Consider the following 12,778-nt stretch of genomic DNA (forward strand, 5'->3'; position numbering starts at 1 on the left):
GCCTGCATGGCGAAGTTGAACGTCATGAATTCGATGATCGGCTTCAGGCCGCCCATCGCCGCACCGGTGCCGACGCCGGCAAAGCCATATTCGGTGATCGGCGTATCGATCACGCGGCGGTCGCCGAACTCGTCGAGCAGCCCCTGCGTCACCTTGTAGGCGCCCTGATACTGCGCGACTTCCTCGCCCATCACGAAGACGCGGTCGTCCTTGCGCATCTCCTCCGCCATCGCATCGCGCAGCGCTTCGCGAACGGTAGTCTTCACCATCTCGGTGCCCTCGGGGATCGCCGGGTCCTGGACGCCGTCGTTCTTCGCGGCGTCGAACAGCTGGCGCGCACCGGTCTCGACCTTCTCCTGCGCCGGATGCGCCGAATCCTCGACCGCATCGGTGGGCTTCTGCTCGTCCGCCTTGGCGTCCGACTTCGGGCTGTCGTCCTTGGTCGCCGCCGGTGCCGACGTCGCGGCATCGGCGCTTTCGCCCTCCTCGATCAGCACGGCGATGACGTCGCCGACCTTCACGTTGTCGGTGCCCTCGGCGATGACGATCTTGCCGATCGTGCCTTCATCGACGGCTTCGAACTCCATCGTCGCCTTGTCCGTCTCGATCTCGGCCATGATGTCGCCGGACTTGACGGTATCGCCTTCCTTCACGAGCCACTTGGCGAGCGTGCCTTCCTCCATGGTGGGGGACAGCGCGGGCATCTTGATCTCGATCGCCATCTCAGTAGCTCTCCACCAGCACGTCGGTATACAGCTCGGCCTCGTCTGGCTCGGGCGTGCCTTCGGCGAAATCGGCGGCTTCGTTCACGGTTTTGCGAATTTCCTGTTCGATGGACTTGAGATCGGCCTCGGTGACGCCCTCGGCTTCCAGCAGCTTCTTGACGTGCTCGATCGGGTCGGACTTGTCGCGAACCCCCTGCACCTCTTCGCGGCTGCGGTACTTGGCGGGGTCGGACATGGAATGGCCGCGATAGCGATAGGTCTTCATCTCGAGGATGACCGGCCCCTTGCCGGCGCGGACCCAGGCGAGCGCCTCCTCGGCGGCACCGCGGCAGGCGAGCACGTCCATGCCGTCGACCTGGATGCCGGGGATGCGGAAGCTTTCGCCGCGGCGATACAGCTGGTCCTCGGCCGAGGCGCGATTGACCGAGGTGCCCATGGCGTACTGGTTGTTCTCGATCACGAAGATGATCGGGAGCTTCCACAGCTCCGCCATGTTGAAGCTCTCGTAGACCTGGCCCTGGTTGGCCGCGCCATCGCCGAAATAGGCGAGGCAGACGCCGCCGTCGTTGCTGTACTTGTGACCGAAGGCGAGGCCGGTGCCGAGGCTGACCTGCGCGCCGACGATGCCGTGGCCGCCGTAGAACTTATGTTCGGTCGAGAACATGTGCATCGACCCGCCCTTGCCGCGGCTGATGCCCGCGGCCCGGCCGGTCAGTTCGGCCATGATGACCTTGGGATCGATGCCATAGGCGAGCATGTGGCCATGGTCGCGATATCCGGTGATGACCGAATCCTTGTCGCCGTCCAGCGCCGACTGCAGGCCGACCGCGACCGCTTCCTGGCCGATATAGAGGTGGCAGAAGCCGCCAATGAAACCGAGCCCGTACAATTGGCCCGCCTTCTCCTCGAAACGGCGGATGAGGAGCATGTGCTTGTAGAAGTCGAGCAACTGCTCCTTGGTCGCCTCGAACGGCTTGGGATCGGCGGGACGCTCGCGATTGCTGAGCGGTACGGCGGGAGGAGCAGGCGATTTGGCCACGTAATACCTCAACGGTCCTGGGGATGTGACGCAGCCTATAGGCCGGGTTCCGCCAGAACATCAATTCCCTGGCGCACGTTGGCTGTGACGTAGCGTTTCCGGGCGGGACACGTCCGCGGCGGAACCGCACGGATCATCGGCCATGGATAGACCAACTATGTTGCCCTTCCCCCGCTCCCGCGCCAAAGCTTCGCGCGACATGGCCACCCATCCGTTCCGTATCGCCAATTTCCGCAGCTACTGGCTGTCGCGGCTGTCCGGCACGATTGCGCAGACCGCGCTCGCTATCGTCATCGGCTGGCAGGTCTATGGCCTGGCGCGCGAGACGATGGACGTGCGCGGATCGGCCTTCATGCTGGGGATGATCGGCGCGGCGCAGTTCGTGCCGCTGTTCCTGCTGACCCCGATCACCGGACTGGTCGCGGATAGCGTCGACCGGCGCTGGATCGTCCGTGCGACGACGGCGCTGATCGGGCTTGTCGCGGCGATGCTCGGCGTGCTGACCTATCTCGGCGACCTTTCGCTGCCCTTCCTGTTCGGGGCGGCGGTGCTGATCGGCATCGCCCGCGCCTTCACGGGCCCCGCCTATTCGGCGCTCGCCCCCAATCTGGTGCCGCGCGAGAGCCTGCCGACCGCGATCGCGATCTCCTCGATCGCGTGGCAGGTCGGATCGATCGCCGGGCCAAGCGTCGGCGGCCTGCTCTACGCGATCCACCCCGACGTCGCCTATGCCACGATCACCGGCCTGTTCGTCCTCGCGCTCGTCACGATGTTCACGATCGGCCCGGTGCCGCAGCCGCCGGCGCAGAAGGATCGCCGGCCGCTCGCCCGCATCCTCGACGGCTTCCATTATGTCGCCAACAACCGGCTGGTGCTGGCGGCGATCACGCTCGACCTGTTCGTCGTGCTGCTGGCGGGCGCGACCGCGCTGCTGCCGATCTACGCCCGCGACATCCTGCATGTCGGCGCGCAGGGGCTGGGGCTGCTCGCCGCCGGCATGGGCATCGGCGCGGCGGTAACCGCGGTGTGGTTCTCGTTCCGGCCGATGAATTCCAACGTCGGCGTCAAGATGCTGGTCGCGGTGATCGTCTTCGCGCTGGCGATCCTGACCTTCGGCGTGTCGACGTCCTTCCCGCTTAGCGTCGCGGCGCTGATCGTCGCGGGCGGCGCGGACATGGTGTCGGTCTACGTCCGCCAGTCGCTGATCCAGCTCCATACCCCCGACGCGATGCGCGGCCGGGTCAGCGCGGTGTCGCAGCTGACCATCTCGGCCTCGAACGAGCTCGGCGAGGCGGAAAGCGGCCTGCTCGCCTCGCTGCTCGGTCCGGTCGGCGCGGTCGCGTTCGGCGGCGTGGCGGCGATCTGCGTCACCCTGCTATGGGCGCGTCTGTTCCCCGAGCTCAAACGGGCGCGGACCTTCGATCCCCCCGACATGTTACAGGTCGAACCCCAACACGGAGAAGCCAAGCCATGAAGGCCAGAACCATCCTGGAAACGATCGGCAACACGCCGCACGTCCGCGTGTCCAAGCTGTTTCCCGATTCCGAAGTGTGGATCAAATCCGAACGCTCCAACCCCGGCGGCTCGATCAAGGATCGCATCGCGCTGGCGATGATCGAGGCGGCGGAGGCGAACGGCGACCTCAAACCCGGCGGCACGATCATCGAACCGACCAGCGGCAACACCGGCGTCGGCCTCGCGATGGTCGCCGCGGTCAAGGGCTACAAGCTCGTCCTCGTCATGCCCGAATCGATGTCGCTGGAACGCCGCCGGCTGATGCTGGCCTATGGCGCGACCTTCGATCTGACGCCGCGGGAGAAGGGCATGAAGGGCGCGATCGAGCGTGCGCTCGAGCTGGTTCACCAGACGCCCGGCGCATGGATGCCGCAGCAGTTCGAGAATGGCGCGAACATCGACGTGCATGTCCGGACGACGGCGCAGGAGATCCTCAACGACTTCCGCGACACGCCGATCGACGTCATCATCACCGGTGTCGGCACCGGCGGCCATATCACCGGCGTCGCCGAGGCGCTGAAGAAGCACTGGCCGGACCTCAAGGTCTTCGCGGTCGAACCCGCCGCCTCGCCCGTCATCGCCGGCGGCCAGCCCGGCCCGCACCCGATCCAGGGCATCGGCGCCGGCTTCATCCCGCGCAACCTCCACACCCAGGCTCTCGACGGCGTGATCGAGGTCGACGCCGCAGTTGCCAAGGACATGGCGCGCCGTTCCGCGGCGGAAGAGGGCATGCTGGTCGGCATCTCGTCCGGCGCGACGCTGGCGGCGATCTTGCAGAAGCTGCCCGACCTGCCCGACGGCGTCCGTGTGCTCGGCTTCAACTACGACACCGGCGAACGCTATCTGTCGGTCCCGGACTTCCTGCCCGAACAGTGAGCATCTCCCCCGAAGCGCGCAGTCCGATGTGGCTGCGTGCCGTGCTGACGGCGACGGCCCTCGTGGCGGTCGCCGTTCCGGCGCTGATCGTCACCCATCCGCCCGCGATGCCCGTCCCGGCGCACAAGCGCCTCGTCCTGCCGCGCCGCGTCGTCCCGGCGGCCGAGCTGCCGCCGGTCGAGCCGGTGGAATTCGTCGACCTGTCGCCGGAGGATGCCAAGGCGTTCAACGCCGGCGTGCCGTTCTCGACCCTGCCCAACCCGCCGGCGCGGCCGTTCCGCTTCGCCGGCAGCGAGGAGGATCGTGCCCGCGCGCTCGACTGCATGGCGGCGGGCGTGTTGTATGAAGCGGGCGACGACAGCGAGGGTGAACGCGCGGTCGCGCAGGTCGTGCTCAACCGGTTGCGCCACCCCGCCTTTCCCAAGACCGTCTGCGGCGTGATCTTCGAGGGCGAGGAACGCAGCACGGGCTGTCAGTTCAGCTTCAGCTGCGACCATGCGCTGACCCGCTGGACGCCCACCGGCGACGCCTGGCGCCGCGCGCGCGACGTCGCGACACTAGCGCTCAACGGTTCGGTCTACCGTCCGGTCGGCTATGCGACGCATTACCATACCGATTGGGTCGTGCCCTATTGGCAGGCGAGCCTCGACAAGGTCGTCGCGGTGCACAGCCATCTGTTCTTCCGCTGGACCGGCTGGTGGGGCACCCCGCCGGCGTTCAACCGCACGGTCAGCTCGTCCGAGCCGGTGATCGCGCAGCTCGCGCCGCTGTCGGACGCGCACAAGACCGCGGTCGCGATGGCGGATGCCGATGCGGCGCTGTTCGAGGCATCGGCCGCGCTCGGCCTGCTCGACGGTGAGCCTGCCCCGCCCGAAGCGGCACCGGTCACCGGCGGCGCGGCGGACCCGGACAGCCTGCTCGTCACCCTGCCCGCCAACGCGCTGCCCGGCATCTATCCGCTGATCGCCACCCATGCCTGCGCGTCGCGCAAGGTCTGCAAATTCTCCGCCTGGTCCGATGCCGCGGCGACGCCGACCAGCCTGCCGCTCTCCGCCGAACAGGTCGCGACGATGACGTTTAGTTATTATCGCGACCGCGACGCGGGGATCGACAAGATGCTGTGGAATTGCGCGCAGGCGAAGCGTGTCGACCGGCGCGAGTGCATGAAGCAGCAGGTGCTGCTGACCGCACCGCCCGCGGCGCGGGACACGGAGGTGCTCGGCGGCGTGCGACGCAAGACGGAGCCGGCCCCCGCTCCAGCACCGACCCCGCCGGCCAAATAGGCGTCGTTACCGCGTAACTGGCCTCCCCCTCCCCACGAAAGGAGAGGGAGGTCCGAAGCGGATGAAGCCTATCGATGACCGGGCGGCGGACCGTCACCGATGACCACGGATAGCCTTCGCCAGCGCCGCCTTGTCCATCGTCGATCGCCCCGCGATCCCGATGTCGCGCGCCTCCTTCAACAGCTCGGCCTTGGTCCGCTCCTCGAGCCGGTCGCCGCGATGGGCGAGCGGGCCGTTTGCCTTCGCATTGGCGATCCGCGCCGCCTTTTCCTTCGATGCCCCCTGTTTGCGCAGTTCGTCGTAAAGCGCGTCGTCCTTGATCTGCGCGCCGTGATCCTTCGCCATGCGACCTCTCCTCGTCGGCGCCCAGAACGCGGCAATCGCAAAACGGTTCGTTTTTCCGTGTTACAAGCAGGCGACAAACGCGGAATGCGTTTCTATATGGCCACCCGCACGAAGTGAGCCCCCGCCACCATGCTGACCACACATCCCTTCGACGACGACAAACTGCACGAGGAGTGCGGCGTGTTCGGCGTATCCGGCAGCGACAGCGCTGCGGCCCTCGTCGCGCTCGGCCTGCACGCCCTGCAGCACCGGGGGCAGGAGGCCGCCGGCATCAGCAGCTTCGACGGCCATCATTTCCACACCCATCGCGCGATGGGGCATGTCGCCGGCAATTTCGATCGTGACGACGTGATCCGCGCGCTGCCGGGCGAATCGGCGGTCGGCCACGTCCGCTATTCGACCACCGGCGAAACCGCGCTGCGCAACGTCCAGCCGCTCTATGCCGAACTGGCCAGCGGCGGCTTTGCAGTCGCGCATAACGGCAACATTTCCAACGCGATGAAGCTGCGTCGCGAGCTGATCCGGCGCGGTTCGATCTTCCAGTCGACCAGCGATACCGAGACGATCATCCACCTCGTCGCGACGTCCAACTATCGCACGCTGCTCGACCGTTTCATCGATGCGCTGAAGCAGATCGAGGGTGCCTACAGCCTCGTCGTGATGACGCCCGAAGGCATGATCGCCTGCCGCGATCCGCTCGGCATCCGGCCGCTGGTGATGGGCAGGCTGGACGGCGCGGTGATCTTCGCCTCCGAAACCGTGGCGCTCGATGTCTGCGGCGCGACCTTCGAACGGCAGGTCGAACCGGGCGAGCTGGTCATCGTCCAGAACGGGGAAGTCCGCTCGATTCGCCCGTTCGCGCCGATGGCGCCGCGGCCGTGCATCTTCGAATGGGTCTATTTCAGCCGCCCCGATTCGATCGCGGGCGACCAGTCGGTCTATACCGTCCGCAAGGAAATCGGCGCGCAGCTCGCGATCGAATCGCCGGTCGAGGCCGACCTCGTCATCCCGGTGCCCGATTCGGGCGTCCCCGCCGCGATCGGCTACGCCCAGCAATCGGGCATTCCGTTCGAACTCGGCATCATCCGCTCGCATTACGTCGGCCGCACCTTCATTCAGCCGGGCGACAAGGTCCGTCATCTGGGCGTCAAGCTGAAGCACAATGCCAACCGCGCGCTCATCAAGGGCAAGCGGGTCGTGCTGGTCGACGATTCGATCGTGCGGGGCACCACCAGCCTCAAGATCGTGCAGATGATGCGCGATGCCGGTGCGGCCGAGGTGCATATGCGCATCGCCAGCCCGCCGACCCGGCACAGCTGCTTCTACGGCGTCGACACGCCCGAACGCGCCAAGCTGCTCGCCGCCAAGCACGACGTCGGCGGCATGACCGACTTCATTCACGCCGACAGCCTGTCGTTCGTCTCGATCGACGGCCTGTACAAGGCGCTGGGCGAGGCGAAGCGCGCGGACATCCGGCCGAAATATTGCGACGCCTGCTTCACCGGCGACTATCCGACCTCGCTGACCGACCAGGACGACAGCGTCACCGTCGACCAGTTCGCGATGCTCGCCGAGCGGGTCAACTGACGCACAACCGATGACCAAGCCTCTTGCAAACCAACTCGCGCTGGTGACCGGCGCGAGCCGCGGCATCGGCGCCGCCACCGCCATCGCTCTGGGCGCGGCGGGCGCGCATGTCGTGCTCACCGCCCGCACCGCCAAGGATCTGGAGGCGGTCGAGGAGACGATCTTCGACGCCGGCGGATCGGCGACGATCGCGCCGCTCGACCTGACGCAGACCGACAGCATCGCGCGGCTGGCCTCGGCGGTCGGCGAACGCTGGCAGGCGCTCGACGTGCTGGTGCTCAACGCCGGCATGCTCGGCAGCCTCGCCGCGGTGCCGGCGATCGACCCCAAGGAGCTGGCGCAGGTGCTGACGCTCAACGTCAGCGCGCAGGTCGCGATGATCCAGGCGTTTGACGCGATGCTGCGCAAGGCCCCGGCGGCGAAGGTGATCGGCGTCACCTCCAGCGTCGGCCGCAACGCGCGCGCCTATTGGGGTGCCTATGGCGCCTCCAAGGCGGCGTTCGAGACGATCCTCGGTGCCTATGGCGACGAGACGAGCGACATCAGCGGCATCCGCACCGCGATCCTCGATCCGGGCGCGACGCGGACCAAGATGCGCGCGCGTGCCTATCCGGGCGAGGACCCGGCGTCGGTCAAGCCGCCCGAGACGGTCGCGGAGCGGATCGTCGCGCTGGCGATCGCCGGGTTCAGCGCCGGACATCGCGAGCGGGTGGGCTGACGGCGCGGGTCCGGCGGCTCAGCCCTGCCGGACCAACGTCACCTGCGCGACGTCGATACCGCGACCGCGAAAACCCCCTTCGCAATACATCAGGTAATAGCGCCACAGATCGCGGAACCGCGCATCCAGCCGCGCGGGCAATTGCCCGGCCTTGTCGGCATTGTCGAAGCGCTCGCGCCAATGACGCAACGTCTGCGCATAATCGAGGCCGAAGCTGTGATGGTCGGTCCATGCCAGCCCGCTTGCCTCGCACAAGGCACGGAACCGGCTCTCGGACAGCAGCATGCCGCCCGGAAAGACGTAGCGCTGGATGAAGTCGACGCCCTGTGCATAGCGTTCGAAGACGTCGTCGGCGATGCTGATATATTGGATCGCGGCACGCCCGCCGGGCTTCAGCAGCCGCGCCAGCGTGTCGCAATAGACCGGCCAATAGGCCTGGCCGACCGCCTCGACCATCTCGATGCTCGCGATCGCATCGAACGTCCCGGCGACGTCGCGATAATCGGTCAGCGCCACCGTGACGCCGGGCAGCGCCATGGCGTCGACCGCCGCCTTCTGCTCGGTCGACAGCGTCAGCGCATGGACCTTGCGCCCCCCCGCCGATGCCGCGGCGGCGAACGAGCCCCAGCCGCAGCCGATCTCCAGGATCGTGTCGCCCGGCTCCGTCCCGGTCCGGTCGAGGACCGCGGCGAGCTTGCGCGCCTGCGCCGTGGCGAGCGTATCGCAGGACTCGAAGATCCCGCTCGAATAGGTCAGGCTCGGGTCCAGCCATGCGCGGTAGAAATCGTTGCCCAGGTCGTAATGCTCGGCGATGTTGCGGCGCGATCCGTCGCGGTCGTTGCGGCGCAGCGCATGCCAGCCGCGCAGCAGCAGTTTCGACAGCCCGCCCGCCCGCGCGGTCCCGGCAAGCGCGACGCGGTTGCGCATGAACAGGTCGAACAGCGGCACCGGGTCAGGGCTCGACCAGTCACCGGCGGCCCAGGCGCGATACCAGCCGACCGACCCGCCGGTTGCCAGCCTGACCAGCGCACGCCAGCGATGCAGCGTGACGATCGGCACCGGCCCGGGTTTCCGCCCGCCGAGCAGACGGTGGGTGCCGTCGGGCAGGCGCGCCTCGATCCCCCCGGTCGCCAGCCCGGCGTCGATCCGGTCGAGGAAGCGGTGGAAGACGGGGGCGAGCGCGCGTTGCTGTACTGTGTCCCGGGGCATGTCGGGCGCGCTCATGCCGCAGCTTGGCGGATTGGGGAAGGGCCAAGCGCGCCCGCGTCAGCGCGCCCGTGCGGCCGCGAACGCTTCGCCCAGCGTCAGGATCGCGGCGACATGGCGATGCGCGATCTCCAGCGCATCGTCGCCATAGCCGCCGCCGACCGTGCTCGCGAGCGGCACCCCCGCGGCCAGCCGCGCGATCAGCCGTTCGCGCCGGGCCAGCCCGTCGAGGCTCAGCGACAGCCGTCCGAGCCGGTCGCCGGCAAAGGGATCGACCCCCGCCTGATACAGGATCAGCTGCGGCCGGTGCTCGGTAAGGAACGGTGCAAGCGTCTCGGCCAGCACCGCGCAATAGGCGTCGTCGCCCAGCCCGTCCGCCAGCGGCACGTCCAGCGTCGAATGCGCCTTCCGCGCCGGAAAGTTCTTTTCGGCATGGATCGAATAGGTCGCGATTCCCGGCCGGCCGGCGAGCAGCGCGGCGGTGCCGTCACCCTGATGGACGTCGCAATCGACCACCACCAGCCGATCGACCGTCCCCTCCTCGATCAGGCGCACGGCCGCGACGGCGAGGTCGTTGAAGACGCAATAGCCCGCGCCGGTGTCGCTGAGCGCATGGTGGCTGCCGCCCGCGGTGTTCGCGGCGAAACCATGCTCCAGCGCCAGCCGCGCCGCCAGCCACGTCCCTCCCGGCACCGCCTGCGCGCGCGCCGCCACCTCCGGCGTCACCGGAAAGCCGATCCGCCGCGTCTTGGGCGCAGGCACGCGCGCCTCCAGCACCTCGGCGACGTAATCGGCGTCGTGCACCGCCTCCAGCCACGCCGCTGGCATCGGTTCGGATGTATGCCACGCCACCCGGTCGCCCTGTGCGATCAAAAGGTCGCGGATCAGGCCGTTCTTGTTCCAGCGATAGGTGGAGCGTGCCGGGGCGGGCGCGACATAGGCGGGATGATGGACGATCGCGATCACGCCACCTAATTAGGGTCGCAACCGGCGCCACCCAAGCGCCACTGGAGAGAGAACCGCATGACCGATACGCCCTACGTCCGCCCCGACGTCCGCGGATTTCTCGACTATCTCAATGCGATGCCCGGGCCGCGCACGCATCAGATGACGCCGGAGGCGGCGCGGCAGGTGTATCATGCGATGAAAGACGTCGCCGATGTGCCGCTGGGCGATCTGGCGGTGATCCGCGACCTGTCGATCCCCGGCCCCGCCGGCGTGATCCCCGCCCGCCTGTTCGACGCGCGCGAGCGTCGCGAGCCGGGACCGGCGATGGTCTTCTATCACGGCGGCGGCTTCGTCATCGGCAATATCGACACGCATGCGAGCCTCTGCGCGGAGATGGCGCGCGTGCTCGACCTGCCCGTCGTCTCGGTCGACTATCGGCTCGCCCCGGAGGATCGCTGGCCTGCGGCGCCAGACGATTGCGAGGCGGCGGCGCGCTGGGTGGCGGACAGCCCCGCAGAGCTCGGCCGCAGCGTTACCGGGCTGGTGCTGTGCGGCGACAGCGCCGGCGGCACGCTGACGATCGTCGCAGCGATGGACCTGCGCGACCAGCCCGCCGCGGTGCCGGTGATCGTACAGGCGCCGATCTATCCCGCCGCCGACACGTCGAAACCCTATCCCTCGTTCGACGAGTTCGCCGACGGCTTCCTGCTCACCCGCGACACGATGCTGTGGTTCTCGGACGCTTATGCCGCCGATGTGGCGAACAGCCGCGGATCGCCGCTGATCGGCCGGCTGGAGGGGCTGCCCCCCGCGGTGATCGTCACCGCCAGCCTCGATCCGATCCGCGATCAGGGACGCGCCTACGCCGCCGCACTGGTGCAGGCCGGCGTGCCGGTGACGTTCCGCGAGGCCGTGGGCAACGTCCATGGCTTCGTCACCCTGCGCAAGGCAATCCCCTCCAGTGCGGGCGACGTCGCCGCCTATCTGGCCGCGCTGAAGGACGCGATCGGAGAGGCTGAGGGCGCGCGCGTTATGGCGCAGGCGGCGGGGGCATGAGCGACCTGCCCTATCGCCCCTGCGCAGGCGTCATGCTGGTCAACCGCGCGGGTCAGGTGTTCGTCGGCCAGCGGATCGATTCGACGCTGGAGGCCTGGCAGATGCCACAGGGGGGGATCGATCCCGGCGAAGACGCCTATACCGCCGCGATCCGCGAACTGGGCGAGGAAACCGGCGTCGCGCCCGATCATGTCGAATTGATCGCCGAGGCCCCCGACGAATTGTTCTACGACCTGCCCGAGGATATGATCGGCAAGGTATGGAAGGGCAGATGGCGCGGCCAGCGCCAGCGCTGGTTCCTGTTCCGCTTCCTCGGCGAGGACAGCGACGTGGATATCGACACCGCGCATCGGGAATTCCGCGCATGGCGATGGAGCGATCCGGCCGACCTGCCGGCGATGATCGTGCCGTTCAAGCGTGCCCTGTACGAGGACGTGCTCGCCGCATTCGCGCCTCATCTCGCCGCAGACGAAACGACCTGAGACGTTTTGGGGTTTCCTGAGTAACCGCACGCGGTAGAGCCTTGGGTGTGCGTGCTCTCCTCCCCCTGATCGCCGTCCTGCTGGCCTCGTTCCCGTCGGTTGCCGCTGCCGCCGACGACGCGCCCGACGAGAGCCGGGTGCCGATCCCCGCGGCGATCCGTTCCATGCTCGACGCCGCGATCGACAGTGGCAACGACGGCGACGTCTCGGTAGTGGTGAAATACGCGCGCCTCGCCGACCCGGCGAGCGCCGATGCGGTGCTCGCCATCGCACAGAAATGGCGTAACGACCGGGCGCAGGCGCGGCAGACGACGATCCGGCAGGCGAGCATGTTCGACCTGTGGAGCGGTCGCGCCGAACTGGGCGGATACATCACCACCGGCAATACCGACAGCAAGGGCGGCTCGGCGGTGCTCGACCTGACGCGCGAGGGTCTGCAATGGCGCCACAAATTCCATGCGCAGGCGGATTATCAGGAAAACGCCAACATCACGACGCGCGAACATTACCTCGCCAGCTACGAACCCAATTACAAGATCGACGACCGTCTCTACGTCTATGGGGCGGCGCAATATGAGGCGGACCGGTTCCTCGGCTATTTCAACCGTTACTCGGCATCGGCAGGGGTCGGCTATAGCGCGATCAAGTCGCCGGCGATCCGCCTAGACGTCGAACTCGGCCCCGCCTTCCGCCAGACCGCCTTCACCGACCAGACCGAACAGAGCAACGTCGCCGCACGCGGCACGCTGGCGTTCAATTGGAAGCTGCTGCCCGGCCTGTCGGTGACGCAGAATGCCGCGGCCTATGTGCAGAGCTCGAACTCGACGCTCAGCGGCACCACCGCGGTCAACGCCAAGCTGATCGGGCCGCTCTCTGCAGCGCTGTCCTACAACGTCCAGTATGAAAGCATGCCGCCGGCGGGATCGGTGTCGACCGACACCACCAGTCGTGCCTCGCTGGTCTACAGCTTCTAGGGACTGGCGGTTCCCCCTGCCCGC

General features: G+C 67.9%; 13 protein-coding genes. 8 read left to right on the top strand and 5 right to left on the bottom strand.

The window, feature by feature from the left end; all coding sequences use genetic code 11:
- A partial coding sequence (locus tag B2515_RS07545; RefSeq protein WP_293875827.1) for a biotin/lipoyl-containing protein occupies positions 1-722 on the bottom strand: 722 nt, incomplete at its 3' end.
- A gap of 1 nt (position 723) precedes the next feature.
- Positions 724-1,764: a pyruvate dehydrogenase (acetyl-transferring) E1 component subunit alpha gene (gene pdhA / locus B2515_RS07550; protein ID WP_293875828.1), complete on the bottom strand. Its 1,041-nt coding sequence runs from the start codon at positions 1,762-1,764 to the stop codon at positions 724-726.
- A gap of 199 nt (positions 1,765-1,963) precedes the next feature.
- Here pdhA and B2515_RS07555 point away from each other — a divergent pair, with 199 nt between their 5' ends.
- From B2515_RS07555 to B2515_RS07565, 3 genes are read left to right on the top strand one after another with little or no spacing between them, the layout of a single operon-like run.
- Positions 1,964-3,238 (top strand): MFS transporter, encoded by a 1,275-nt coding sequence (locus tag B2515_RS07555; RefSeq protein WP_293875413.1) that lies wholly within the window; start codon positions 1,964-1,966, stop codon positions 3,236-3,238.
- Positions 3,235-4,155 carry a cysteine synthase A gene (gene cysK, locus B2515_RS07560; RefSeq protein ID WP_293875415.1) on the top strand — a complete coding sequence of 307 codons (921 nt, stop codon included), beginning with the start codon at positions 3,235-3,237 and terminating at the stop codon, positions 4,153-4,155. The genes B2515_RS07555 and cysK overlap by 4 nt, the downstream gene beginning before the upstream one ends.
- A gap of 26 nt (positions 4,156-4,181) precedes the next feature.
- Positions 4,182-5,438, top strand: a complete 1,257-nt coding sequence (locus tag B2515_RS07565) for a cell wall hydrolase (protein ID WP_293875417.1) — start codon at positions 4,182-4,184, stop codon at positions 5,436-5,438.
- Positions 5,439-5,531: 93 nt separating this feature from the next.
- Here B2515_RS07565 and B2515_RS07570 read toward each other — a convergent pair whose 3' ends face one another.
- On the bottom strand, positions 5,532-5,783 hold the full coding sequence (locus B2515_RS07570) for a DUF7218 family protein (RefSeq protein WP_293875419.1): 252 nt from the start codon (positions 5,781-5,783) through the stop codon (positions 5,532-5,534).
- Between the two features lie 129 nt (positions 5,784-5,912).
- On the opposite strand from B2515_RS07570, the gene purF reads away from it, so the two are divergent.
- Together purF and B2515_RS07580 are read left to right on the top strand one after the other, a co-directional pair.
- On the top strand, positions 5,913-7,370 hold the full coding sequence (purF, locus tag B2515_RS07575) for an amidophosphoribosyltransferase (protein ID WP_293875421.1): 1,458 nt from the start codon (positions 5,913-5,915) through the stop codon (positions 7,368-7,370).
- Between the two features lie 10 nt (positions 7,371-7,380).
- Entirely contained in the window at positions 7,381-8,088 is a 708-nt protein-coding gene (locus B2515_RS07580; protein ID WP_293875423.1) for an SDR family NAD(P)-dependent oxidoreductase, read from the top strand.
- An 18-nt stretch (positions 8,089-8,106) separates the two neighbouring features.
- Here B2515_RS07580 and B2515_RS07585 read toward each other — a convergent pair whose 3' ends face one another.
- Positions 8,107-9,297, bottom strand: coding sequence for an SAM-dependent methyltransferase (locus B2515_RS07585; RefSeq protein ID WP_293875425.1), 1,191 nt, complete (start codon positions 9,295-9,297; stop codon positions 8,107-8,109).
- 57 nt (positions 9,298-9,354) lie between these two features.
- Positions 9,355-10,260, bottom strand: a complete 906-nt coding sequence (locus B2515_RS07590) for a histone deacetylase family protein (RefSeq protein WP_293875427.1) — start codon at positions 10,258-10,260, stop codon at positions 9,355-9,357.
- Positions 10,261-10,317: 57 nt separating this feature from the next.
- Between B2515_RS07590 and B2515_RS07595 the strand changes: the two genes are divergently transcribed.
- The 3 genes from B2515_RS07595 to B2515_RS07605 are packed head-to-tail and all read left to right on the top strand — an operon-like array spanning position 10,318 to position 12,754.
- The gene (locus B2515_RS07595) at positions 10,318-11,298 is read left to right on the top strand and encodes an alpha/beta hydrolase (RefSeq protein ID WP_293875429.1); all 981 of its coding nucleotides are present in this window, start codon (positions 10,318-10,320) and stop codon (positions 11,296-11,298) included.
- On the top strand, positions 11,295-11,780 hold the full coding sequence (locus tag B2515_RS07600; RefSeq protein ID WP_293875431.1) for an RNA pyrophosphohydrolase: 486 nt from the start codon (positions 11,295-11,297) through the stop codon (positions 11,778-11,780). The genes B2515_RS07595 and B2515_RS07600 overlap by 4 nt, the downstream gene beginning before the upstream one ends.
- 47 nt (positions 11,781-11,827) lie before the next feature.
- Entirely contained in the window at positions 11,828-12,754 is a 927-nt protein-coding gene (locus B2515_RS07605; RefSeq protein ID WP_414711375.1) for a DUF481 domain-containing protein, read from the top strand.
- The last annotated feature ends 24 nt before the right edge of the window (positions 12,755-12,778 follow it).

The sequence above is a fragment of the Sphingomonas sp. UBA978 genome (assembly GCF_002292295.1).
GTDB lineage: Bacteria > Pseudomonadota > Alphaproteobacteria > Sphingomonadales > Sphingomonadaceae > Sphingomonas.

Coding starts and splice junctions, on each gene's coding strand:
- B2515_RS07555 (WP_293875413.1), top strand. CDS start 1,964: ATGGCCACCCATCCGTTCCGTATCGCCAATTTCCGCAGCTACTGGCTG.
- cysK (WP_293875415.1), top strand. CDS start 3,235: ATGAAGGCCAGAACCATCCTGGAAACGATCGGCAACACGCCGCACGTC.
- B2515_RS07565 (WP_293875417.1), top strand. CDS start 4,182: ATGTGGCTGCGTGCCGTGCTGACGGCGACGGCCCTCGTGGCGGTCGCC.
- B2515_RS07570 (WP_293875419.1), bottom strand. CDS start 5,783: ATGGCGAAGGATCACGGCGCGCAGATCAAGGACGACGCGCTTTACGAC.
- purF (WP_293875421.1), top strand. CDS start 5,913: ATGCTGACCACACATCCCTTCGACGACGACAAACTGCACGAGGAGTGC.
- B2515_RS07580 (WP_293875423.1), top strand. CDS start 7,381: ATGACCAAGCCTCTTGCAAACCAACTCGCGCTGGTGACCGGCGCGAGC.
- B2515_RS07585 (WP_293875425.1), bottom strand. CDS start 9,297: ATGCCCCGGGACACAGTACAGCAACGCGCGCTCGCCCCCGTCTTCCAC.
- B2515_RS07595 (WP_293875429.1), top strand. CDS start 10,318: ATGACCGATACGCCCTACGTCCGCCCCGACGTCCGCGGATTTCTCGAC.
- B2515_RS07600 (WP_293875431.1), top strand. CDS start 11,295: ATGAGCGACCTGCCCTATCGCCCCTGCGCAGGCGTCATGCTGGTCAAC.